24 protein-coding genes are annotated in these 23,207 nt (G+C 38.1%); 10 read left to right on the forward strand and 14 right to left on the reverse strand.

The features are described 5' to 3' along the window. The 5 genes from ftsY to GWI97_RS02355 form a co-directional block, all read left to right on the forward strand. Positions 1–1,536: signal recognition particle-docking protein FtsY (ftsY, locus tag GWI97_RS02335; protein WP_161751827.1), on the forward strand; the 1,536-nt coding region annotated here is incomplete at its 5' end. 5 nt (positions 1,537–1,541) lie between these two features. After that, on the forward strand, positions 1,542–2,207 hold the full coding sequence (ftsE, locus tag GWI97_RS02340) for a cell division ATP-binding protein FtsE (protein WP_023583735.1): 666 nt from the start codon (positions 1,542–1,544) through the stop codon (positions 2,205–2,207). Beyond that, positions 2,200–3,177 (forward strand): permease-like cell division protein FtsX, encoded by a 978-nt coding sequence (ftsX, locus tag GWI97_RS02345; protein WP_036933126.1) that lies wholly within the window; start codon positions 2,200–2,202, stop codon positions 3,175–3,177. Before ftsE ends, ftsX begins: the two co-directional genes overlap by 8 nt. A 423-nt stretch (positions 3,178–3,600) precedes the next feature. Beyond that, entirely contained in the window at positions 3,601–4,455 is an 855-nt protein-coding gene (gene rpoH / locus GWI97_RS02350; protein WP_087802897.1) for an RNA polymerase sigma factor RpoH, read from the forward strand. Positions 4,456–4,549: 94 nt separating this feature from the next. Beyond that, entirely contained in the window at positions 4,550–5,710 is a 1,161-nt protein-coding gene (locus GWI97_RS02355) for a glycerate kinase (protein WP_087802899.1), read from the forward strand. Between the two features lie 80 nt (positions 5,711–5,790). On the opposite strand, the gene panM is transcribed toward GWI97_RS02355, so the two are convergent. Further along, positions 5,791–6,198, reverse strand: a complete 408-nt coding sequence (gene panM, locus GWI97_RS02360) for an aspartate 1-decarboxylase autocleavage activator PanM (RefSeq protein ID WP_036933123.1) — start codon at positions 6,196–6,198, stop codon at positions 5,791–5,793. Between the two features lie 11 nt (positions 6,199–6,209). Further along, positions 6,210–7,397, reverse strand: coding sequence for an MFS transporter (locus GWI97_RS02365; RefSeq protein WP_087802901.1), 1,188 nt, complete (start codon positions 7,395–7,397; stop codon positions 6,210–6,212). Between the two features lie 118 nt (positions 7,398–7,515). Here GWI97_RS02365 and GWI97_RS02370 point away from each other — a divergent pair, with 118 nt between their 5' ends. Then, positions 7,516–7,983: a MarR family transcriptional regulator gene (locus GWI97_RS02370; protein WP_161751828.1), complete on the forward strand. Its 468-nt coding sequence runs from the start codon at positions 7,516–7,518 to the stop codon at positions 7,981–7,983. A 53-nt stretch (positions 7,984–8,036) separates the two neighbouring features. Here GWI97_RS02370 and GWI97_RS02375 read toward each other — a convergent pair whose 3' ends face one another. The 5 genes from GWI97_RS02375 to ugpB all read right to left on the reverse strand — a co-directional run bounded on the left by GWI97_RS02375 (position 8,037) and on the right by ugpB (position 13,490). Next, the gene (locus GWI97_RS02375; RefSeq protein ID WP_036933120.1) at positions 8,037–8,789 is read right to left on the reverse strand and encodes a M48 family metallopeptidase; all 753 of its coding nucleotides are present in this window, start codon (positions 8,787–8,789) and stop codon (positions 8,037–8,039) included. Positions 8,790–9,288: 499 nt separating this feature from the next. After that, positions 9,289–10,389 (reverse strand): sn-glycerol-3-phosphate ABC transporter ATP-binding protein UgpC, encoded by a 1,101-nt coding sequence (gene ugpC, locus GWI97_RS02380; protein WP_036933119.1) that lies wholly within the window; start codon positions 10,387–10,389, stop codon positions 9,289–9,291. Position 10,390: 1 nt separating this feature from the next. Then, complete coding sequence (ugpE, locus tag GWI97_RS02385) at positions 10,391–11,239, reverse strand: sn-glycerol-3-phosphate ABC transporter permease UgpE (protein ID WP_036933117.1); 849 nt, start codon at positions 11,237–11,239, stop codon at positions 10,391–10,393. Further along, positions 11,239–12,123 carry a sn-glycerol-3-phosphate ABC transporter permease UgpA gene (ugpA, locus tag GWI97_RS02390; protein ID WP_036933116.1) on the reverse strand — a complete coding sequence of 295 codons (885 nt, stop codon included), beginning with the start codon at positions 12,121–12,123 and terminating at the stop codon, positions 11,239–11,241. Before ugpA ends, ugpE begins: the two co-directional genes overlap by 1 nt. 62 nt (positions 12,124–12,185) lie before the next feature. Then, entirely contained in the window at positions 12,186–13,490 is a 1,305-nt protein-coding gene (gene ugpB / locus GWI97_RS02395) for a sn-glycerol-3-phosphate ABC transporter substrate-binding protein UgpB (protein WP_036933115.1), read from the reverse strand. Between the two features lie 174 nt (positions 13,491–13,664). On the opposite strand from ugpB, the gene GWI97_RS02400 reads away from it, so the two are divergent. Beyond that, positions 13,665–14,399, forward strand: a complete 735-nt coding sequence (locus tag GWI97_RS02400) for a glycerophosphodiester phosphodiesterase family protein (RefSeq protein ID WP_036933114.1) — start codon at positions 13,665–13,667, stop codon at positions 14,397–14,399. Between the two features lie 319 nt (positions 14,400–14,718). Then, a complete protein-coding gene (locus tag GWI97_RS02405; protein WP_036933112.1) occupies positions 14,719–15,666 on the forward strand; it encodes a carbamate kinase family protein in 948 nt (315 codons plus the stop codon). Positions 15,667–15,754: 88 nt separating this feature from the next. On the opposite strand, the gene GWI97_RS02410 is transcribed toward GWI97_RS02405, so the two are convergent. Beyond that, entirely contained in the window at positions 15,755–16,945 is a 1,191-nt protein-coding gene (locus GWI97_RS02410; protein ID WP_036933111.1) for a cyanate transporter, read from the reverse strand. A 336-nt stretch (positions 16,946–17,281) separates the two neighbouring features. On the opposite strand from GWI97_RS02410, the gene GWI97_RS02415 reads away from it, so the two are divergent. After that, on the forward strand, positions 17,282–18,238 hold the full coding sequence (locus GWI97_RS02415) for an acetyltransferase (protein ID WP_226905395.1): 957 nt from the start codon (positions 17,282–17,284) through the stop codon (positions 18,236–18,238). A gap of 137 nt (positions 18,239–18,375) precedes the next feature. On the opposite strand, the gene GWI97_RS02420 is transcribed toward GWI97_RS02415, so the two are convergent. Both GWI97_RS02420 and GWI97_RS02425 read right to left on the reverse strand, forming a co-directional pair. Then, on the reverse strand, positions 18,376–18,606 hold the full coding sequence (locus GWI97_RS02420; protein WP_072024187.1) for an autotransporter outer membrane beta-barrel domain-containing protein: 231 nt from the start codon (positions 18,604–18,606) through the stop codon (positions 18,376–18,378). Positions 18,607–18,778: 172 nt separating this feature from the next. Then, positions 18,779–19,534, reverse strand: coding sequence for a hypothetical protein (locus GWI97_RS02425; RefSeq protein WP_087802907.1), 756 nt, complete (start codon positions 19,532–19,534; stop codon positions 18,779–18,781). A 208-nt stretch (positions 19,535–19,742) separates the two neighbouring features. Between GWI97_RS02425 and GWI97_RS02430 the strand changes: the two genes are divergently transcribed. Next, a complete protein-coding gene (locus tag GWI97_RS02430; RefSeq protein ID WP_226905396.1) occupies positions 19,743–20,201 on the forward strand; it encodes an SMI1/KNR4 family protein in 459 nt (152 codons plus the stop codon). Positions 20,202–20,205: 4 nt separating this feature from the next. Here GWI97_RS02430 and GWI97_RS02435 read toward each other — a convergent pair whose 3' ends face one another. From GWI97_RS02435 to dusB, 4 genes are all read right to left on the reverse strand, one after another. Continuing rightward, complete coding sequence (locus tag GWI97_RS02435; RefSeq protein WP_115370480.1) at positions 20,206–20,958, reverse strand: DUF3307 domain-containing protein; 753 nt, start codon at positions 20,956–20,958, stop codon at positions 20,206–20,208. A gap of 1 nt (position 20,959) precedes the next feature. Continuing rightward, positions 20,960–21,592: a hypothetical protein gene (locus GWI97_RS02440; RefSeq protein WP_052038408.1), complete on the reverse strand. Its 633-nt coding sequence runs from the start codon at positions 21,590–21,592 to the stop codon at positions 20,960–20,962. A 186-nt stretch (positions 21,593–21,778) separates the two neighbouring features. Then, entirely contained in the window at positions 21,779–22,075 is a 297-nt protein-coding gene (fis, locus tag GWI97_RS02445; RefSeq protein WP_004245342.1) for a DNA-binding transcriptional regulator Fis, read from the reverse strand. A 20-nt stretch (positions 22,076–22,095) separates the two neighbouring features. Next, entirely contained in the window at positions 22,096–23,067 is a 972-nt protein-coding gene (dusB, locus tag GWI97_RS02450; protein WP_036938696.1) for a tRNA dihydrouridine synthase DusB, read from the reverse strand. Positions 23,068–23,207 lie beyond the last annotated feature (140 nt).

The raw sequence follows: 23,207 nt of genomic DNA on the forward strand, positions 1-23,207 counted from the left end.
GAACAAGAGCGTTTAGAGGTAGCACGTCAAGAAGCAGAACGCGCAGAGCAAGCACGTTTAGAACAAGAACGTTTAGAACAAGAAGCTGAACGCCTTGCGCAAGAAGAAGCACAGCGTCAAGCTGAGCTCAACGCGGAACAAGAGCGTTTAGAGGTAGCACGTCAAGAAGCAGAGCGCGCAGAACAAGCACGTTTAGAACAAGAACGTTTAGAACAAGAAGCTGAAGCTCAACGCCTTGCGCAAGAAGAAGCACAGCGTCAAGCTGAGCTCAACGCGGAACAAGAGCGTTTAGAGGTAGCACGTCAAGAAGCAGAGCGCGCAGAGCAAGCACGTTTAGAACAAGAACGTTTAGAACAAGAAGCTGAAGCTCAACGCCTTGCGCAAGAAGAAGCACAGCGTCAAGCTGAGCTCAACGCGGAACAAGAGCGTTTAGAGGTAGCACGTCAAGAAGCAGAGCGCGCAGAGCAAGAACGTTTAGAACAAGAAGCTGAAGCGCAACGTCTTGCGCAAGAAGAAAACGAACGCCTTGCAATTGCACAAGCTGAAGCAGAAGATATTGAATCTTTACGCGAAGAAGTACTTGCAGATAAAGTTGTTGAGCAAGAAAAACCTAAAAAAGAAGGTTTCTTTAGCAGGTTGAAAAAAGGGTTGCTGAAAACCCGCCAGAACTTAGGTTCAGGATTCCTTAGTCTATTTCGTGGTAAGAAAATCGATGATGAGCTTTTTGAAGAGTTAGAAGAGCAACTCTTAATTGCTGATGTGGGAATGGAAACCACGACTAAAATCATCACCAGCCTGACCAAACACGCAACACATAAAGATCTTAAAGATGCTGAAGCCCTTTATGGCAAATTACGTGAAGAGATGGGCGAGATCTTAACGAAAGTTGATAAACCATTAAATATTGAAGGCAAAAAACCTTTTGTTATTTTAATGGTTGGCGTTAATGGTGTGGGTAAGACTACCACAATCGGAAAATTAGCTCGGCAATACCAAGCTGAAGGTAAGTCTGTCATGTTAGCTGCGGGGGATACCTTCCGTGCAGCTGCCGTTGAGCAGCTTCAAGTTTGGGGGGAGCGCAATAATATTCCTGTTGTAGCACAACATACTGGCGCTGATCCTGCATCGGTTATTTTCGATGCAATTCAATCAGCACAAGCAAAAGGTGTCGATGTTCTTATTGCTGATACTGCAGGACGATTGCAGAATAAATCCCATTTAATGGAAGAGCTGAAAAAAATCGTTCGTGTTATGAAGAAATTAGACGAAGAAGCACCACATGAGGTGATGCTGACGTTAGATGCAAGTACCGGACAAAATGCAGTAAGCCAGGCTAAACTCTTTAATGAAACAGTTGGGTTAACTGGATTAACATTGACTAAACTCGATGGTACAGCAAAAGGAGGCGTTATTTTCTCTATTGCTGATCAGTTTAGTATTCCTATTCGTTATATTGGGGTAGGTGAAGGTATTGAAGATCTACGTCCGTTTAAGGCCGACGATTTTATTGAGGCTCTGTTTGCCCGCGAGGAGTAGTTGTAATGATCCGCTTCGAACACGTCAGCAAGGCTTATTTAGGTGGAAGACAAGCATTACAAGGCGTTGATTTCCATCTTCGTCCTGGAGAGATGGCTTTTTTAACGGGTCACTCAGGTGCCGGTAAAAGTACATTGCTTAAGTTAATTTGTGGAATAGAACGCCCTAGTGATGGCGCTATTTGGTTCGCTGGACATGATATCAGCAGACTGAAAAATAGTGAGATCCCTTTTCTGCGTCGTCAAATTGGGATGATTTTTCAAGATCACCATCTATTGATGGACAGAACGGTTTATGACAATGTCTCTCTTCCACTGATTATTGCTGGCGCAAGTGAAGAGGATATTCGACGCAGAGTTTCCGCTGCTTTAGATAAAGTTGGGCTCTTGGATAAAGCTAAAAACTATCCAATCCAACTTTCTGGTGGTGAACAACAGCGTGTGGGGATTGCGCGTGCCGTTGTGAATAAACCAACAGTCTTACTTGCGGATGAACCAACGGGTAACCTTGATGGTGAGCTTTCAGAAGGCATAATGCGTCTTTTCGAGGAGTTTAATCGTGTTGGTGTCACCGTGTTAATGGCAACACATGATATGTCTTTGATAGAACGTAGAAATTATCGCATTCTTACATTAGGGCAAGGCAGAATGGTGGGAGGGCAAAATGGCTAAAGCAAAAAGTTCCCGTAAATCAATGCCAACGCCAGGTGCAAAAACTAAGGCGCTAAAAGGGGGAAGACGAGAACAATGGCGTTATGCATGGCGTAATACCATGGCTGACTTTTTGCGCCAACCGCTTTCTTCTTTTTTAACGGTAATGGTGGTCGCCATTTCATTAACATTACCTAGTATCTTTTATATTGTATGGAAAAATGTTTCAACGGCAGCAGAGCAGTGGTATCCCACCCCACAATTAACGGTTTATCTTGATAAATCCCTCGATGATTCATTAGCTGAAGCGACTATTAAAAAAATAGAAGCTCTAGAAAAAGTGGGTGAGGTGAACTACCTTTCACGACAAGACTCGCTGGTGGAATTCCGCTCTTGGTCTGGTTTTAGTAGTGCGTTGGATATGTTAGAAGAAAATCCATTACCAGCGGTGGCGATAGTGACACCTGTCATGGATCCGAGTGATCAACAATTGATGGTGAATTTACGTGACACAGTGACAAAAATACCCGGTGTTGATGAAGTCAGAATGGATGATAGTTGGTTTGCACGGCTCTCCACGTTAACTTCATTAGTAGGACAAATTGCCTTGGTGATTGGTACATTGATGGTTGTCGCTTTGTTACTGGTGATTGGTAACAGTGTACGCCTCAATATTTTCAGTCGTCGTGATACCATTAATGTGATGAAACTTATTGGTGCAACAGACGGTTTTATTATGCGACCTTTCCTCAATTGGGGATTGCTCCTAGGCTTTATTGGTGCTGTATTTGCACTGATTTTTTCTGCTCTATTAGTGTGGAAGCTTTCTGATGTAGTCACCCAAGCTGCAACGGTGTTTGGGACTTCTTTTTCTATTTCAGGATTAGGATTTGATGAGTCAATTATTCTTATACTCGTTGCAATGACAATTGGTTGGTTTGCAGCATGGTTGACGACAATGCAACATTTGCGTCAATTCACACCTGAATAATGGATTAGTCTCTTTATATTCTAAATAATTCAAGGTACAGCTAGGCGATAAATGTGAATAAATATTGTTAACAATGCTGTATCTTGATGTTTGACCAAAATATCTTTTTTTATTAGGCTGGGCTACGTTAATATCGTCACCCAGCCATTTTATCAACGTCTTGTCTCTGGCATAATAATGCACACAATCTTTTCTAAGACGAGCTAACGGTTGTATTTGCCTCTGCATGGAAAAGTACAAAGATATGTAAACATAGATGCGAGATGAACCTTTAATCTTTATGCTGGTCAAATAGTCGTTATGATAAAAACACATCGTAAAAAAACCTAACTGACTTCCTATTTAAGCTATATTTATAAGGCTCATCTGTTTTCCCTTACAGTAATTATCTTAATTATTTATTTGATTTTTATGAGGATTTGAATGACAAAAGAAATGCAATCCTTAGCATTGGTTCCGCAAGGCAGCATCGAAGCGTATATACGTGCAGCCAATTCCTATCCGATGTTAACCGCAGAGGAAGAAAAGGAACTCGCTGAACGGCTGCATTACGAGGGTGATCTGGATGCAGCAAGAACGCTTATCCTGTCACATCTGCGCTTCGTTATTCATGTTGCTCGCAGCTATTCTGGCTACGGTTTACCCCAAGCCGATCTTATCCAAGAAGGTAATATTGGTCTGATGAAAGCGGTGCGCCGTTTTAACCCAGAAGTGGGTGTCCGACTGGTCTCTTTTGCCGTACATTGGATCAAAGCAGAAATTCATGAATATGTGCTACGTAACTGGCGTATCGTGAAGGTCGCGACCACTAAATCTCAACGTAAACTGTTTTTTAATCTGCGAAAAAATAAAAAACGTTTAGGTTGGTTTAATCAAGATGAAGTGGAATTAGTCGCAAGAGAATTGGGTGTGTCAGAAAATGATGTCCGAGAAATGGAATCACGAATGTCAGCGCAAGACATGGCATTTGATATGACTGCTGATGATAATGATGACTCACATCCTATTGCTCCAGTACTCTTCTTAGAAGATAAGTCTTCAGACTTTGCCGACGGCATTGAGGAAGATAACTGGGATAATCATGCAACGGATAAACTGACGTCAGCAATTGAAACTCTTGATGAACGTAGCCAAGATATTATTCGTGCCCGTTGGCTAGATGATGATAACAAATCGACATTGCAAGATTTGGCGACAAAATATGGTGTATCTGCTGAACGTGTTCGCCAATTAGAAAAAAATGCGATGAAGAAATTGCGTTTAGCGATTGAAGATTAATCACATTTCAGACCATGTACACGCTCTCATAAAGTAGAGTATGTTATAAAAGCGATATGAAAATATCGCTTTTTTATTGCTTGGAGAATATAACGTGAAAATAGTTATCGCCCCTGATTCATTTAAAGAAAGTTTAAGTGCGAAAGAAGTTGCAACAGCAATAAAACAGGGGTTTTCACGCTATATACCAGATGCGCAATACAGTTGTATTCCTATGGCTGATGGGGGAGAAGGTACAGTCACATCATTGGTTGATGCAACGCAAGGGCGATTAATTACTACGCCAGTTTGCTCACCTTTAGGTAAACAAGTGATAGCAACGTGGGGTATCTTAGGCGACAACACCACCGCCGTAATTGAAATGGCGCAAGCTTCCGGTCTTCATCTTATTCCTTCATCTCAACGTGATCCCAATTTAACGACCAGTTATGGTACAGGGGAATTAATTAATGTCGCACTTGAAATGGGCGTTAAAAAAATTATTTTGGGGTTAGGGGGAAGTGCAACAAATGATGCTGGTGCGGGTATGATGCAAGCACTTGGTGTTAGACTTAAAGATAAACTTGGCTCTTCTTTACCTTTCGGTGGTCAGGCATTAGCACAGCTTCATTCTATTGATGTTACAAAACTTAACCCTAAGCTTAAGCACGTTGAGATTGAGATTGCTTGTGATGTAACAAATCCGTTGTGTGGAGAAAAAGGAGCATCAGCTATTTTTGGCCCGCAAAAAGGAGCGACCAAAGGCGATATTGCGCAACTTGATAACGCTTTACACCATTTTGGTACTTATCTTGAAAAAATGACGCAACGCAGTCTTATTAATATTGCGGGAAGTGGTGCTGCTGGTGGATTGGCATTGCCATTACTTGCTTTGACGCAAGCAACGCTTTCACCAGGTGTTGAATTGGTTGCTAAGGCGGTTGAATTAGAAAAATATTTTATTGATGCTGATTTAGTGATAACAGGAGAAGGCCGAATGGATAGCCAATCGGCACAAGGTAAAACGCCAATCGGGGTTGCCCTGCTCGCCAAAAAGTATCACCTTCCTGTTATTGCTTTGGTTGGTGGCTATTTACCTGATTATGATGTAGTTCATCAGCAGGGTATTGATGCTGTTTTCTCTATTGTACCGGGGGTTTCTACACTTTCTGATGCGCTTAATAATGCGCAATATAATCTTAGTGAGACAGCTTATAATGTGGCTAGGTTTTATGCTACTTGTCATACTTCAAGTGACTACGTTTACTCGCACTAGTCACATACTTATGTATGCTTCTAGCGATTTATTCACTTGTCGCCTAGCTACACTTTGAATTATTTAGAATAAGAACATTGTCAAATAGTTAGAACATAAAGATTAGGTTGTGGTGATGGACTAAATTGATGGTGTACTAAAAAAGCATGTGCAACATCATATCCATTTTCTTCTGCGGAGAAACTTATTGCCTGCCAATGGGAAATATTAGGATATGCAGATAAACATTGTGTCAGTAAATAATGTCCAACACCTCGACGACGAGTCACTTCTCTGACCATAAAATCAGTAATAACCGCTTTTTTATCCGATAATTTAACCCAGCAAGCAGCTAATAATCGCTCATTAAATCTTGCCACAAAGAGTATATTTTCGTTGCTGATCTCATTTGTTAGAGCTGATTGATAACGTGTATCTTGCCAAATTTTGCCTAAATCAATCCGGTCTTGTTCAGAGAGCTGTGCCAGTTTTTCAATGGTTAATTTCATTAAATATCCTGTTAGTTTGCAGTTTGTTTTTTTTCTTTTAATGAAGACATTAAGGTCTTAATAGTGAAACACAATGCCAAACTCGTTAAGATCACACAAGAATAAAAGACATATTTATAGTTATTGTCAGTCACAAAATAGACTGAAATCATAGGGCCAGCCGCCATTCCACAATAACGAATAAAGTTATAAATCCCCATTGCAGTTGCCCTCATCGAGCCAAAATGACTTGCTAATAATGTAGTGTGTGTGGGCATGGTTAAGCCTAAAGAAAGCCCATATACCACAGTTAAGGCAAGCATGACAGGTAATGATATTTGCCAAAAGAGTGCAAATAACGTCAACATAACTAGGTTGATACAAGAGGTAATAATCACACCATATTCAGCACTAAATAAATGGCAAATTCTACGGTAAAGATAGCTACCTAAGACAAGTGCAATCGACATAGGCATATATAATCCACCTATTTCAGTACTGTTAAGTTGATAGAGGTGAAAGGCAATTAAGGGTAAAAAAACCAGTAGACAAAAATAGTTATAAAACACCATAAAACTCATGACAAATACAGATTTACCTTCAGGCGCTATAAGCACTTGTTGCATTGCTGATAAGCTTTTAAAAGTTTCTTTCTGTTTCGGACGTGTTTCAGGTAAATAAAAGAGATGTGTGGTCAGTAATAGGATACCGATAACAGCCAAGAAAATAAAAATACCTTGATATTGATAATGTTGTGCTAAATATCCACCTAATAAAGGGCCACAAGCCGGTGCTAGTGCTAATAGCATTTGATACGACCCCATCGCTTTAGCGCGATCGTTTCCTTGATAAAGATCGCCAAGAATAGTAGCAGCTACCACGGGAATGGCTGCAATACCGATAGCTTGGATCACACGCCAAAAAATCAATAAGCCAATAGAGTCAGACCAAACACAACCTAATGCACCCACAATAGAAACGGCTAACCCACCGAGTAAAATTGGTTTTCTTCCCCATTTATCAATCAATGAACCATAAAATAGTTGCATAACAGCCATAGCAAAAGTAAATGCAGATACCGTCAGATTAACCAGTGATAACGTGGTATTAAATTGCTGTTGGATCAAGGGAAGTACGGGGGTATAAATATTTTGTGCTAAAGAGCCTAACAGTGCGCTAAAGCAAATGAGATAAAACAAACTGCGGATTGATAATTTCATTATATTGCCTCTTATTATCCATTTTGTTTCCATGGAAACAAAATGGATAATAGCGATATTTTGATTATTGTAAATACTTTTGGTACTATTTTTTAAATATTTTTTCCAAGGAAACAAAATGGCAAAAGAGAATATAACAACACAAGACTTGTTAAACGGGTTAAGTGATTTCTTGCATCTTAAAGATGAGTATGTTGATGAGGAGCATAAAAAAGTATTAGAAGAAAAGGAGTTAGAGAATTATTCACTCACTGAATTGCATGTTATTCATTGTATTGGTGAGGAGAGCATGAGAAATCTCACAACTATCAGTGAATATATGGCAATGACTCGAGGAGCTGTCTCAAAAATTTGTAGTCGGTTACAAAAGAAAGGTGCGATTGAAAAAATAAAATTGGCCGATAATCAAAAAGAGATCTTTTTTATCTTAACCTCGGAAGGAGAACGGCTTTTTCATGCGCATGAGGTGTTACATCAGCAATCTCAAGCAAGATGGTCTGCGTTATTTGAACAATATGATCAGCATGAAAAGCGGGCGATTAAACGCTTTTTTACTGATGTTGTGGCTCACTTTCGCCATTCGTAACCGATAAGCCTGAAAAGAAAACCCCCATACCGTGGGATATAGGGGCAAGATAATTATTTCTTATCTGTAGCGATACGATTACGGATATTATCCGCGCGCTCTTTTGATGGAGGGTGAGAGTCAAACATACTTGAATCACCACCACCTAATTTAGCGAGTTTCTCAAAGCCTGTCACTAAGCCCGCAGTATTAACACCACGTTTTTTCAGCAGATCGTAAGAGAAATTATCAGCTTCTGATTCTTGATGTTGTGAGAATTGGGCGTTAACTAATTTTTGACCCATTTCCGCTAATTGAGAGCTACTTAGTTGTGCTGCAACTCCACCTGCCGATGCTGCTGCTGTACGTGCTGCGACTGTTGCATGTGCAACTTGAATGGCTTTACGAGTATGACCTAAGGCAACATGGCCCATCTCGTGACCTAAAACACCTTCGACTTCATTATCTGTCATTAGATCCATTAAACCACTGTAAACACGAACACAGCCATTAGCCATTGCCCATGCGTTCACATCTTTAGTCATGTAAACTTTGTAATTTACAGGTGTACCGTTAACTTCATTACCTAATGCTTTAGCGATGTTATTTAAGCGTTTGGTGTAGTTACTGTTTGCAGGTGCAACTTTATTTTGAGCATCCATCTCTTTACAAGCGTCATTTGTTAGCGCTTTGATATCATCATCGCTTAATGTTGCTGCTTGAAAAAGTTGAGTACCCGATTGAGTCAGCATATCGGTATTGAGGTTTTGACAACCAGAGAGTAGTGCTGCTGATACCATCACTGTAGCAAGTAATTTAATTTTCATTTTTTAATTAAGTCCTTTTCTGCTTGGCAGTTTATATAATTGCAGATCAAATTCGAGCAGAAGAATAACAGTGCTTATCTATTGGTGCAATATAGGTATTTTATGAAAAGGATATTAGATTAATATCTATTTTTTTCTTTTTGTAGCAAAAATGTATTATTTTTTCCATGCTTAATATGAGAGAAAAAAAACGGATTAATAATTTTAACTTGTTTAAAATTAAGAGAATTAATTAATAGACTCAGCTTTAGAAGATAAGCTTTATTGGTTAAATATTATATAAATCATTTAATTGTACTCACATTAAGTGTCAGTAATCTTATTTTTTATTTATTTAGAGGAAGATCAAAGGAACACTGTATTTAGAGTGATTTTTTATTTGTTTAATTCTGACAAAATTTATATTTTTGACATTTATTGCTTTGGTTTAAATAAATAGCGATGCTCAACACATCGCTATTCAGATTAAACTGAAAGTGAATAAAATGATATCAATATCTTATGAAACCATTAATTCACTGATAAGCATAAAAGGGCGATTAATGCGTTTCCCCGTTTGCTCATCAAAGAAATGTAGGTTTTCAGGATGGATCGTAAGACCTATTTTATGACCAATATTAACACCATGATCGTTCGGTGCGCGAATAACGATAGATTGTTTTTGTTTGCCACAGGTAGTGGCATAAATTAAAACATCAGCACCTAATGCTTCAATAAATTCAACCTCAACATGAAAAAGAGCATGTTGATGGCTAATGAGTAAATGCTCAGGACGCAAACCTAATTTAATGGCTTGATAAGGAAGGTGCTGAGATGAAACAGGAATATGGCCATCCGCGACTTCAATCACACCATGATTAATCGGAGTGTCTAAAATATTCATTGCAGGAGAACCCATAAAAGTGGCAACAAATACAGAGGCTGGGCTTTCGTAAATATCTAACGGGGTACCCACTTGTTCTATATTGCCTTGATTTAGCACTACCAGCTTATCGGCTAATGTCATTGCTTCAACTTGATCATGTGTCACGTAAATTGAAGTTGTTGAGAGCTTTCGTTGTAGCTTTTTAATCTCTAGGCGCATTTGTACACGTAATTTTGCATCAAGGTTAGAGAGTGGCTCATCAAATAAAAAGACTTTAGGTTTACGGACAATCGCCCGGCCCATTGCCACTCGTTGTCGTTGTCCACCGGAGAGCTCTTTGGGTTTTCTATCAAGTAAATGGCTGATTTCCAGCATTTGAGCAGCATTTGCGACGAGTTCTTCAATCTTTGCTTTTGGTGTTTTTCGATTACGCAAGCCATATGCCATGTTGTTATAAACCGACATATGAGGGTAAAGGGCATAGTTTTGAAACACCATAGCGATATCACGCTCACTGGGTTCATGTTCATTAACACGCAAATGATCAATAAGTAAATCGCCTTGTGTAATGGTTTCTAACCCTGCAATCATTCGCAGTAATGTTGATTTGCCGCAGCCACTGGGGCCGACTAATACCACCATTTCACCTTGCTCAATAGAAAGATTTAATTTTGAAATGGCTTGATGCCCATTCGGATAACGTTTTTCTAAATTAGTGAGAGTGACGGTTGTCATGTTATTTCTCCGTATCAATAAAGCCTTTTACAAAGGCTCTTTGCATCAGAATGACGATAAAGACAGGAGGCAACATCGCAATTAACGTGGTTGCCATAATTTTGTTCCATTCAATAACACCATCAGAAACCGCAACCATCTGTTTTATCCCCATCACAATAGTGTAGTAGTGGGTATCTGTTGTGATCAGCATTGGCCAAAGATATTGATTCCAGCCATAAATAAATGTGATAACAAATAGGGCGGCAATATTGGTACGTGAAAGAGGAAGTAAGATGGTGAAAAAGAATCTTATTGGGCCTGCGCCATCGATTTTAGCTGCTTCAATGAGCTCAGGAGTGATAGTAAGAAAGAATTGGCGGAATAAAAAAGTAGCGGTAGCACTGGCAATTAATGGAACTGTTAGTCCCGCATAAGAGTTCAGCATATTAAGGTTAGTGACAACCTCAAATGTTGGCATAATACGGACTTCAACAGGCAACATTAGCGTAAAAAAGATAGTCCAAAAGGCAAGCATACGACCAGGAAAGCGAAAAAATACGACAGCATAAGCCGATAAAATCGAAATCACTAATTTCCCGATGGTGATCACTAATGCCATAATTAGTGAATTCAACAACATACTGTTAATGGAAATAGCACTATTTTGTGTTGTACCTACTTGTGACAATAGTGTTTTAAAAATGCTTAAGCCTTCCGTACCGAACCAAAGGGGCGATCCTGTGGCAAACTCGGTATTTTGATGTGTTGTTGCGACAAGTGCTATCCAAACAGGGAATGCTACAGAAAGAATGCCAACAATGAGAATAAAGTGGCAAAAAGCATGAAATAAAGGTCTGCGTTCAACCATCAGTAAGCCACCTTTTTCTCAACATAACGAAATTGGATCACGGTTAATATCGCGACAATAAACATCAAAATAACGGATTGTGCTGCGGAGGAGCCTAAATCTAATCCCACAAAACCGTCGTTATAAACTTTATACACTAAAGTTGATGTGCTACTGCCAGGGCCACCTTGTGTCATGGCATGGATAATGGCGAAAGTATCAAAAAAAGCGTAGGCAAAATTCACGACCAGTAAGAAAAAAGTGGTCGGTGAAATGAGCGGGAAACTTATCGTTATAAAACGTTTAATAGGCCCGCTACCATCAATAGCGGCCGCTTCTAACAATGATTTAGGAACAGATTGTAAGGCGGCGAGGAAAAACAAAAAGTTATAGCTCACTTGTTTCCAGGTTGCTGTTAAAATCACCATCCACATAGCGTGGTGTGTATTAAGTACGGGATCCCAATTAATTCCTATTTTCTTTAATTGTTGGCTTAATACACCAATTGTGGGATCAAGCATAAATAACCAAAGGAAGCCGGCGATAACCGGCGCAATGGCGTAGGGGGAAATTAATATCGTGCGATAAAACAGCTTACCTCGTAAAATTTGTTCGGCAATGCCGGCCAACACAAGTGCAGATAGCATAGAAAGAAAGACAACACTGGTGCTAAAAATTAATGTCGTGATTAAACTGTCAAAATAGTAACGATTGCTAAATAAACGCTGAAAATTTTCGAAGCCGACAAACTCACTACTTAGGCCAAACGCATCTTCTAATTGAAATGACTGAAAGAAAGCTTGTCCTGCTGGCCAAATAAAAAAGATAAGCGTAATAGCCAATTGAGGAAAAATTAGCGCTAGAGGTAACCATTTTTGTTTAAAATAAATGGATTGAGAAGCCATACAGTATCCAGTAAATCGATAAAAACAGAAGGCGAGTTGTTAAGCTCGCCTGATAAACGTGATTATTGAGTCCGTTCAAAACGGCGTAATTGTTCATTTCCACGCTTGACAGCATTATCCAATGCAACTTGAGCGCTCTGTTTTCCTGACCATACTTTTTCTAACTCTTCATCAACAATTTCTCGTGTTTGCAGGAAATTACCGAAGCGTAATCCTTTGGAGTTTGCGGTAGGCTCTGAAGTTGTCATTTGCAAGATCGCGGTATCTGCTCCAGGGTTTTTCTGATAAAAACCTTGTTGTTGTGTCAACGCGTAAGCCGCTTTAGTGACAGGAAGGTAGCCAGTTGCTTGGTGCCAATCGGCTTGTACTTCGGGACTTGAAAGATAGGTAAAGAATTTTGCTACGCCATCATATTCTGCATCAGGACGCCCTGACATAACCCATAACGATGCGCCCCCAATAATCGTATTGGCGGGTTTTTGTACAAGTGTATCGTCATAAGGTAATTGGCTAACACCAATATCAATTCCTTTCATATTCTCTTTAATACCCGCAAAACCGGCTGATGATTCCATCACCATGGCGCATTCTTGGGTATAAAATAGAGGCATAGAGTCGGACTGGCGTCCGCCATATTTGAAAATGCCCGATTTAGACCAATCTGCCATTTGTTGAATATGCGCAACGAAAGGGGCTTTATTAAATAGGAAAGTAGTATCAAAGCCATCAAAACCATTATTTTTGGTAGCAATAGGTAAATTATTACGCGCCCCAAAGTTTTCTATTTGTGTCCATGATTGCCATGTGGTGGTAAAACCACATTTCACACCTGAGTCGAGTAATTTTTGAGACACTGTCTCCATTTCTTTCCATGTTTTAGGAGGGTGATCTACACCTGCTTTTTTAAAGAGAGCCTTGTTGTAATAAAGGACGGGGGTTGAGCTATTAAAAGGCAGTGACATCATTTTGCCATCGCTGGTGGTGTAATAGCCCGTGACTGTAGATAAATAGCTATTAGGATCAAAAGGCTCGTTGGTTTTTTCCATTAATTGGTAAACAGGAAAAACCGCTTTTTTAGCGCCCATCATGCTGGCTGTACCAACTTCAAAAACTTGGACAATAGCGGGTTGGTTTTTAGCGCGAAACGAAGCAACTGCGCTAGTCATGGTTTCGGCATAAGTGCCTTTATAAACAGGCTTTATTTCATATTCAGATTGGCTCGCATTAAAGTCAGATGCGATTTGATTAACTTTCTGACCAAGCGCACCTCCCATTGCATGCCACCATTCAATTTGTGTTTTTGCGTGTGTAGGTGAAGCAAAGAGTGTCATCGCAACAGCAAGGCCCGTTATTGATTTTATCGACATGCAGTATTTCCTTTTAAATCGAGAGTTAAAGGTGCAATCTAGTTTGCGAATTACCCTAAATGTTATTTATGACAAAGGGGTGACAATTAAATGAAGACTTATTGATGGTGTGATTGTCAAATTGCTGTCATAAATGGTTGTCATGATGTCGGCACAAATGAAAAGGAGAGAGAAATGAAAATAGCTGCTCACCGAGGCTTTTCTGGAAAAGCCCCTGAAAATACGTTAGCTGCGTTTAAAATGGCGATTGATTTTGGGTGCGAATGGATTGAGACGGATGTGCAATTAACGGCAGATTATGTTCCTGTGCTTATTCATGATAAAACGGTTAATCGCTGTACTAATGGGCAAGGTGCTGTGCGTTTTCATACCTTGGATGATCTGCATCATCTTGATGCGGGGAGTTGGTTTAGTTCGCTTTATCAAGGTGAGAAAATTCCCTCTTTAAGACAAGGATTACAGTTAATTAAGCGTTCAGGAACAAAACTGAATATCGAGCTGAAAACATGGCCAGATGATGATATTGAACGCTTATGTTTAGCGGTCTCTGACATGATAAAAAGCGCAGATATTCCAAATGAGCAAATTTTGTTTTCTTCTTTTGATACACAAGCTTTAATCGTGATGAAGCGATATCTACCTTTTATTCGAAGAGGGCAATTATGGGATGAGATCCCCGCTAATGCGTTAGAAATATTAAAAGCCATTGATGGTTTTAGTGTGCATTGTAATTACAAATACCTCACACAAGAACAAGCGCAATGGTTAAAACAGGCCGGCTATGAAATTTATTGTTATACCCCGAATGATCCTGAAGAGGTAAAAGATTTTGAGCAATGGGGTGTTGATATGTTAATTACTGATATGCCTGATGTTTATCAACAGGATATTGATGATATAGCAAAATGAAAAGGCACTAACTATCCCGCTTATTTGTATTGAATAAGGCGTGATCTGTTGGATGACGCCTTTTATCTCCTTTCTTCCTCATTCTATTTACTGAAATTAAATAAGAGAAATATTGAGTAATAGATGTTTTATTTACATTCTCTGCTATTATCCTGCGCAATTAATGAATAGATATTGTTCAATACGATAATATTTATCTCATTAAAAGATAAAAATGGGGAGCGTGGTTAACGATATGGTGACCAGATTAATCCAACTTCTGAAAGTGGAGGTGAGTTATTTCTACTTTAATTGCCAATAATATGACTGAGAGTGAAATATGAAAGAACTCGTTGTTGTTGCCATTGGAGGCAACAGTATTATTAAAGACAATGCCAGCCAGTCTATCGCTCATCAAGAACAAGCAGTACAAGAGGTTGCGGCCCATATTAGTGATATGGTGGCTGAAGGGTATAATATTGTTCTTACTCATGGTAACGGGCCACAAGTCGGGCTTGATTTACGCCGTGCGGAAGTTGCCCATGTACAAGAAGGTTTACCATTAACACCATTAGCCAATTGTGTTGCAGACACACAAGGGGGTATTGGTTATTTAATACAACAAGCGTTAACCAATCAGCTTCGTGTTCAACAAAATAAACAAGCTATTACCATTATCTCGCAAGTTGAAGTGAATAAAAACGATCCTAATTTTGTTTCTCCGACAAAACCTATCGGTGCTTTTTTTTCTGAGAAAGAAATGGTGCAATTACAACAAGAAAACCCTCAATGGCATTTTGTTGAAGATTCTGGTCGAGGATATCGCCGTGTTGTTGCCTCTCCAATTCCACAACATGTGATTGAATCTAAGGCAATTAAGTCACTATCAGAATGTGGCTATGTCGTGATTGCTGTAGGGGGGGGCGGTATTCCAGTTATCAAGAATGAACATGGTAATTACCAAAGTGTTGATGCGGTTATTGATAAAGATCTGTCCTCAACATTACTAGCAAAAGAATTACATGCAGATATTCTTATCATCACAACAGGCGTTGAAAAAGTCTGCATTCATTTCGGAAAACCAGAACAAAAAGCATTAGGTGAAACCTCGGTTGAAGAAATGACCCAATATATGCATGAGGGGCATTTTCCACCAGGCAGTATGCTTCCTAAAATCGAAGCGAGTTTGTCATTTTTAGCAGCTGGCGGGAAACGTGTGATTATCACAACGCCAGAAAAATTGGCTTCAGCCTTAAAAGGTGAAACAGGAACGCATATTGTTGCTTAATCATCTCCATTAGTCGTGTTCAATTATATCTTTGATAAGCGCCTTATCTGTAAAAAGTTAGGCGCTTATTTTATTTTTAATGGATGATTTAAATAGTGTGATTGGCAGGATAAGCTTTCGCATAATGTCGTGGATTGAGTCGTAAAAATAATCCTATCGTAATAATGACTAAAATGGCATGAAATGCCCACGCATAAGTAAAGCTTCCATCAGGTTGGCGCAATAGTACAGCAACCAATGGCCCAAATGCGGCAATAATAAAACCGCCACCTTGCATTAATGCTGATAGTGCACCAGCTTGTGCCGGATCAGGGATGTGATCGAGTGCGACGATCATCATCATGGAAAAACATCCTCCTAAGCCACAGCCTAAGAAAATACTCCAAAGATAAGGGGCACTCATAGGGATCGTCATTATTGAGCCAAATCCGATAAATTGGCTTAGTAATGTTAGCATCAGCCAAAAACGCCGATCGTGATTTTTAGCCGCTAAGAATGGAATGATTAATGCTGCCGATGCTTGAAAAAGGGAAAGAATAGCAACAAGAGAGCCACTTTGGGCACTTGGCATTCCTAGCGATTGATAAAAAGGTGCTAGCCATGTCACCACCGAAGCATATCCCGCATTAACACAACCAAATCCTAAGATAAGTAACCCTGTTCTAGGTCGCCAGATCAAGGTATTTAGTGATATTTTATTGGCAGAGGTGTTGCTATTTTTAATAGAAAAAAGAATAGCAATAAATGCAAAGCTAGCAGGAAGGGCAAACCACGCCAAAGCACTTTGCCAATGACCATTGGGGGCTGTGAGAAGAGGAGAAAGTTGTGCACCTAGTGCACCTCCTCCCATTAGCATGGCGGAATATAGCCCCATCATGACAGGTGTTCTATTTCCAAACCATCCTTTAATAATGCCAGGAAATACTGCTTGAATATAGGCGACACTTAACCCACAAAAGAGTGCAGTCAGTAATAGTTGATGGCCATCAGACACAAAAGCACGAGAAAATGAGCCGATAAGCAACATTAACATTGCGACTAAAAGCCCTTTACGTACTTGAATATAAGGTTGTAAAAAAGGAACGATTAACGCGCCTATTCCCATTAACAGCATGGGCAATAGTGTGAGTAATGAGACTTGGCTATAACTCATACCTGTTGAGGCAATAATATTATCAATAACAGGGCCAGGGCCGGTTAAAAAAGGGCGTAAGTTTATCCCGACTAAAATAATCGTCAGGACAATCTGCCATGTTTTTTTTCGTGGTAAGGCAGTCATGGTAATTCTCTGATAAACATAAATATTGTCTATTGTATAGACAATATTTGTATAAACAAATGGCAACAGTAAAGATTTTATTGCCTGATAATTAAAAGAACATTAATACAATTGATAAAATGAGATTTTTTTAAGTTGAAATTGGCATTATCGGCAGAATATTGAACTAGGCTCTGAGTGATATATTTTCGAATACCAATTTTACCAGTTATTTCTTAAGTCGTTTTATCTAGAGGGTATTTAGTTTCTTTTATATTAAGATTAGCAGGAATGTGTAAATTGGTTTACTATTCTATATAGAAAAATATAAATAACCAAGGTAAATTAATGTTGAGTATGGACGAGATTAAACAACCCTATTGGCCTACATTAAAATTGATATTAAGCTCCCTTATTGTTTTTAGTTTTTATTTAAAACAAAGTCAGTTACATGATTTTTCATTATTGATTGATGTATTCGATTTAACATTAATTCCTATGTTTGTTTTTATTATCGCTTTTATTAGCAAAAAAGGAACATGGGAAAGTTGGCGTAATAATTTATTAGCTTCCTTAGTAATTTATGGTACTTTTCAAACTATTGATATGATCCCCCTCTATTATTCAGGGCAATTTGATCTTAATACTTACCTTATTTTTCCGCAAAATGGTGTCTGGTTTTTTCTAGCTACACCAATTTGGCAAGCTTTTTTTCTACTGTTACCTTCTTATATCAAAAATAATAAACTAATATTATTATCTCTTTTGTTTGTGAGTGTACTGTTATCTTATCTAACGAAAGGTTATGAAACAAAATTATCTACCTTTTTTGCTATAGTACAATATTTCCCATTTTTTATTATTGCTTATTTGGTAGACCAACGAACTATCGCTAAAATTAAAGATAAACCTCTATTCGTGATTGTTTTATTAAGCTTACTATCACTATATATAATTTATTATTCTTCTGACATTAATTCTTTTATTATAAAGTATTTAGAGTTAAATATATTTATAGAAAATTTAATAACATATATTATCTCTTTATTGATTAGTATTATTTTAAGTGCAGGGATTATTTACATTGCACCGACAACTCCAAAATACGCCTCTCTTGGCAATAATGCGTTAGGCGTTTATTTAATTCATCCCATCATTTGCTTTATCCTCTTACAAGGGATAATGTTTTCCCATTTATCACTTACATTTCCAATGGTATTAGCTCTCACTGTTATCACCATTAGCCTGGCACTATTATTGGCATCAATTAAGATGATTCATTGGTTTATTAGTCCAACTTTTAATGCTCGATAGCCAAATCAACAAAAGAGAAGAAAATTGAAGTAGAACAATAATATTGATACAAAATTGTTAGTTACTTTCTAAAAGAAACAATATTAATTTTAGCTAAGTTCTAATATAAAAATGATGTTCTATTCAGACTGAGCTATTTACCAGTTATAGTTATAACCAACTTGCCCACCTATTTGTTGGTAATCATGTGAACCTTTTTGAACATTAAAATGAATAAATAAGCTTGATGAGTCATTCACATTTCCTTGTAAGCCTATTTTTAATTCATCAATATTTTTACCGATATCACTACTTTCTTTGTCGCCATTTAAAACCACTTCATTATCCATTCCGTTGCATAACCAGTTAGCTTCAACAAATGGTAACAACCCTTTTGGTTACTGTTTATTACCATAAAAATTATAGATGATAACTATCTTTAATAATATAAAGTCGATGAAGTTCAGGGTGCTATTTGATTGATAGAGATAAACATTGCCTTTTATTAAAGAAATGTTTATCTAAATAGAATATTGATGCTGGAATTAAAAATAATTCAATTTATGATTGGTTCTCACCTATATAACTCAATTTCCATTGTTTTATTTGGCTTTTGGGGTTAATTAATGTGAATTTATAGTGTTCAAAATGAGAAAGTACTTTTTTAAATTCAACCGTCGCTTTATCTAAATCCCATGATTTAGGGAAGTAAAAACCATCAAAAGAAATATTTTCTAATCTTGCAATAAATTGATGGATGAACTCATCAAATCCCCCATAAGTTAGTGCGATTTTTCCACTCCAATTAATGTGATAAGTGTTATCTTGTTGACGTTGAAAGTGAATTTGATGATTTTTGCATTCATCATGCCCTAATAAATAAATACTAAATGCAGAGATTTCGGTTGGCTCATCATTGTCTTCATAATTATTTATTTGTGGTGCAGTATCAAGATTAAATTGGTATGTGATAAATTTGTCAAAATCAAAAGGAACTTCGCCTGTACTCAGTAAAATGCCTTTTTCATCTGACCAAAATGTTGAAGAGAGAGTGCAACGATGATAATTATCCCAGACGATCCTAGATTGCCAATCAACAAGGCTGGTATATTCTTCCTCATCCTCTAACTCATCTTCGTCTATATCATCAGGGTAATCCTTGCCTTCACTTAAATAGTAACTGGCACTTCTAAGATGCAGATCAAACCAAAGTTGACCATATTTATCTAATCGCCCTGACCAGACAAATTCTTCAATGTTATGAGGTTTAGGGTAAGCGCTATTAATAAAAGTAATAGTACGTAATGGTGTGGTCATGGTTTATATTCTTGTTAATGTAAGTTTGTTTACTAGGATCATAAAGTGATAAATAGTAACCTGATTATGATAAAAATAATGCTTACTCTAAAATACCATAAATTACATTGTGTAATAGACTTTAAATAAGTGAGAAAGTGATGTTAATGGCATTAAATCAACAATTACCTATTCCTTCTACAACGCATGAAAATGGGAAAGGAGAGAGATGCCATTAATTGATGGAAAATACGTTTTTCCACAAGACTATATCGCGTTAATTACGCAATATGGCTCAGGCTTGATAGCCGATTTCATAACGTTATTTAATCCCTTTAGTAAAAACGAATATATTGAATTTTTTCAACAAAAAGAGTGGATCCTTGAAGGTTTTAATTCATTAATCAATGATGATCCTGACGATTATACTTTTGTTCTGTATCCAAAACAGAATGGGCTTTTGCCTATTGGAGTGACAGATAATGGAGACACTCTTTTTTGGGTTGTTTCATCAGAAAATAGTGAGCTTTGGACAATAGCAATTATTCCATCCAGAGCCGCTGAGGTGGAATTTATTGCAGAAAATCTAACGGGATTTTTAGAAGGTGTGTTATCAAAACGAATACGTTGCCAATCATTTCCGGCGGTGTTTCCATCAGAGAATATAATGTTTATTTCGAGCAGTTGATTGGTTATTTCCCTATGGGTAACTGCGTGACAAGGTATGTTGTGGCAAGACCGATAAGGATGGAGATACTAAAGCTGATAAGCGTACCCAACATAACATATTCTGTGAGTTTTTTATCTTGATCATTTTGTAATTCGCCAAATCTAAATATAGATTTGGCTGCTAATAAAAAACCAATTGCTGCAAATTGGTTTAAAAGAATGAAGGTTAAAATAAGCATTCTTTCTAAGTAACCAATAGATTGGCCAGCAGAAACGAGAGTTGAGCCTTCTTCTGCGACAGGTGTCCATTTCTTGAGTAACATATAAATAAGGATAGAAATAGGTTTTAAAATAATGATGTAGGCAAGAATAACAATAAGATATTTATAGTTAATATTTTTAAAATTAAGGAGATGGAATATTTGCGTGTGCTGATCAACAAGTATTATCCATAAAAAGGTAATCACGAATAAATGAAGAGCTTGATCAATAATAAACCATCTTAAAGAGTTATTAGTATAAGATTTTCCAAGATCAAAAAGATAATGTGTTATTAATACAATCAAACTGTAAATGCAAATAAAGCTAAAACTTATCTCAGACATTAAAACTAGAATAATAAAAGTTATCCCACCTTGTAGTAGTGAGTGTAAGTAAAGCTCTTTAGATTTGTAATGTAGAATATTTCGCGCTTCTATCCATGCTTTCGGTTGTAAATAAAAATCAAAAGTAATATGAGCAATATAGAGAAAAATAAGAAGCGTGAAATTATACATATTAGTAAGCCTTGTTAATTAAATAATTAAAGTATTGAATATATTCATCTATTAACTGGTAGTGGCTAGCGTTTAATAATCTAGTAATATTACTTCTCGATTTTTTTAACTCATCAGCAATAGCATAGTGAGATTTATCTTTATTGACCATGTATTTAAGTAAAACTTGCGCCTGTGATCGAGTAATTTCTTTGAGTTGTATATTTAGATACTTAGTGACTAAAGTAATGTTTTGTTGGAAATCTGAGCTAGATGCCGATATTGTCAAAATTTCATTTTTCATTTTATCGAGTCCTTCACCAGACAAAATAAACGCCTCGCCAATTGAGGTTCTTACATCATTGCGCAATGAGTCAATTTTACCGATGCCAATACTTTGACGGGCACTGATTTCTATATTTGACGTTTTTAGTGCCAATTGGATAACAATAGCGACTTTGATAGCATCCGTCGCTTGCAAGCAAACAATCTGAAAAGAATCACCTCGGTATCGATCATATTTAATTGGTAACTGCGCTGAGAGTAGCTGAACTGTTTGCTCTAAAGTGTAGAGCATAAGATCATAGCTTTGGATGGGGATATTTTTAGAATCGATAATATCGCCTGTAATGACACTTACGATCTCTTTATTCATCTTTTGGCTCTTGTTATTTTGTGGGAATAGTATCATGTTACCATATTTGGTAACATGGCATTATGTTACCATATTTGGTAACACGAACATTAACGTTATAAATAAAGAGTGAAAAATTAGCAACAAAAAAGCCTTTTCTGAAAACCAGAAAAGGCTTTTTATAAAAATAGACCTAACTGACTAGGATCAGTTCATGCCGTATTTTTTCAGTTTTTTACGCAGTGTGCCGCGGTTAATGCCCATCATTTGTGCCGCACGCGTTTGGTTGCCACGGGTGTATTGCATTACCATGTCCAACAATGGCTGTTCAACTTCAGCCAATACCAGCTCATATAAGTCATTAACATCTTGACCGTTTAATTGAGCAAAATAGTTCTTCAGTGCTTGTTTAACTGAGTCACGTAAAGGTTTTTGGGTCACCTGATCTTGTGAATTTACGGTGGCAACTGTTAGTACGTCTGAATTTACGCGTTGTTCGAACATAGTTCTGTCAGCTCTTTTATTTATTTACGCAAAAAATTTTCGAAATATGCTTCCAACGCCTCCAGCTGTTCGCTGGCATCCTCTATGGCGTTGAAGGAGCGCCGAAACTGGTCATCAGGGGCATGTTCCTTGAGATACCAAGAGACATGCTTGCGTGCAATGCGAGTTCCTTTGCCTTGACCGTAAAAGTCGTGCAACTCACGCACATGCTTTTGCATTATTTGTTGTACCTCTACAATCGGTAGAGGGGGCAACAGTTCACCTGTGTCCAGATAGTGCTGGATTTCCCGAAAGATCCAGGGTCTTCCCTGAGCAGCGCGACCGATCATCAAAGCATCGGCTCCAGTGTAGTCTAATACTGCTCTGGCTTTTAGCGGGTCTGTTATGTCTCCATTCGCAATAATGGGAATAGAAACATTCTGCTTAACTGTCCGAATACTGTCGTATTCGGCTTCACCTTTGAACAAACACTCGCGTGTACGTCCATGAATAGTGAGAGCCTGAATACCACAACGTTCAGCCAATTTGGCAATCTCTACACAGTTACGTTCATCAGGTGACCAGCCAGTACGGATCTTGAGAGTAACAGGTACATCTACCGCGTTAACCACAGCAGAGAGGATCTCTGCGACAAGGTCGGGATGACGAAGTAGTGCTGAACCCGCTAGCTTTTTATTCACCTTTTTTGCAGGGCAACCCATGTTAATGTCGATAATTTGAGCGCCACTGTCTGCGTTTATTTTCGCAGCTGCCGCCATATCAACGGGATCACTTCCTGCAATTTGTACGGAGCGGATCCCTAATTCATCACTATGTACCATTCGTAACCGAGACTTGTCTGTCTGCCAAACCTGAGGGTTGGAAGACAGCATTTCAGAAACTGTCATACCCGCACCCATGTCATAGCAAAGCGACCGAAAAGGTCGGTCTGTAACGCCAGCCATAGGCGCAGCGATAAGGCAATTTTTTAACTGATACTGTCCGATTCGCATAGATGAAAAAGAGGGCCAAACTGTGACTGCAAGGGCGCGTATATTACGCATTTTTTGCCAGATATGAAAGGACAAAGTTTAACCAAATTGCGAAAAAAAGTTACTTTTTTATACTTGATTTTTTATGAACTCACTATTTA

This window comes from Proteus sp. G2300 (assembly GCF_009915965.1).
GTDB classification, from domain to species: domain Bacteria; phylum Pseudomonadota; class Gammaproteobacteria; order Enterobacterales; family Enterobacteriaceae; genus Proteus; species Proteus vulgaris.

Bases quoted from the DNA above. Each gene is read 5' to 3' on its own strand.
- ftsE (WP_023583735.1), top strand. From the start codon at position 1,542: ATGATCCGCTTCGAACACGTCAGCAAGGCTTATTTAGGTGGAAGACAA.
- ftsX (WP_036933126.1), top strand. From the start codon at position 2,200: ATGGCTAAAGCAAAAAGTTCCCGTAAATCAATGCCAACGCCAGGTGCA.
- rpoH (WP_087802897.1), top strand. From the start codon at position 3,601: ATGACAAAAGAAATGCAATCCTTAGCATTGGTTCCGCAAGGCAGCATC.
- panM (WP_036933123.1), bottom strand. From the start codon at position 6,198: ATGAAATTAACCATTGAAAAACTGGCACAGCTCTCTGAACAAGACCGG.
- GWI97_RS02365 (WP_087802901.1), bottom strand. From the start codon at position 7,397: ATGAAATTATCAATCCGCAGTTTGTTTTATCTCATTTGCTTTAGCGCA.
- GWI97_RS02370 (WP_161751828.1), top strand. From the start codon at position 7,516: ATGGCAAAAGAGAATATAACAACACAAGACTTGTTAAACGGGTTAAGT.
- GWI97_RS02375 (WP_036933120.1), bottom strand. From the start codon at position 8,789: ATGAAAATTAAATTACTTGCTACAGTGATGGTATCAGCAGCACTACTC.
- ugpC (WP_036933119.1), bottom strand. From the start codon at position 10,389: ATGACAACCGTCACTCTCACTAATTTAGAAAAACGTTATCCGAATGGG.
- ugpE (WP_036933117.1), bottom strand. From the start codon at position 11,239: ATGGTTGAACGCAGACCTTTATTTCATGCTTTTTGCCACTTTATTCTC.
- ugpA (WP_036933116.1), bottom strand. From the start codon at position 12,123: ATGGCTTCTCAATCCATTTATTTTAAACAAAAATGGTTACCTCTAGCG.
- ugpB (WP_036933115.1), bottom strand. From the start codon at position 13,490: ATGTCGATAAAATCAATAACGGGCCTTGCTGTTGCGATGACACTCTTT.
- GWI97_RS02400 (WP_036933114.1), top strand. From the start codon at position 13,665: ATGAAAATAGCTGCTCACCGAGGCTTTTCTGGAAAAGCCCCTGAAAAT.
- GWI97_RS02405 (WP_036933112.1), top strand. From the start codon at position 14,719: ATGAAAGAACTCGTTGTTGTTGCCATTGGAGGCAACAGTATTATTAAA.
- GWI97_RS02410 (WP_036933111.1), bottom strand. From the start codon at position 16,945: ATGACTGCCTTACCACGAAAAAAAACATGGCAGATTGTCCTGACGATT.
- GWI97_RS02415 (WP_226905395.1), top strand. From the start codon at position 17,282: ATGGACGAGATTAAACAACCCTATTGGCCTACATTAAAATTGATATTA.
- GWI97_RS02425 (WP_087802907.1), bottom strand. From the start codon at position 19,534: ATGACCACACCATTACGTACTATTACTTTTATTAATAGCGCTTACCCT.
- GWI97_RS02430 (WP_226905396.1), top strand. From the start codon at position 19,743: ATGCCATTAATTGATGGAAAATACGTTTTTCCACAAGACTATATCGCG.
- GWI97_RS02435 (WP_115370480.1), bottom strand. From the start codon at position 20,958: ATGTATAATTTCACGCTTCTTATTTTTCTCTATATTGCTCATATTACT.
- GWI97_RS02440 (WP_052038408.1), bottom strand. From the start codon at position 21,592: ATGAATAAAGAGATCGTAAGTGTCATTACAGGCGATATTATCGATTCT.
- fis (WP_004245342.1), bottom strand. From the start codon at position 22,075: ATGTTCGAACAACGCGTAAATTCAGACGTACTAACAGTTGCCACCGTA.
- dusB (WP_036938696.1), bottom strand. From the start codon at position 23,067: ATGCGAATCGGACAGTATCAGTTAAAAAATTGCCTTATCGCTGCGCCT.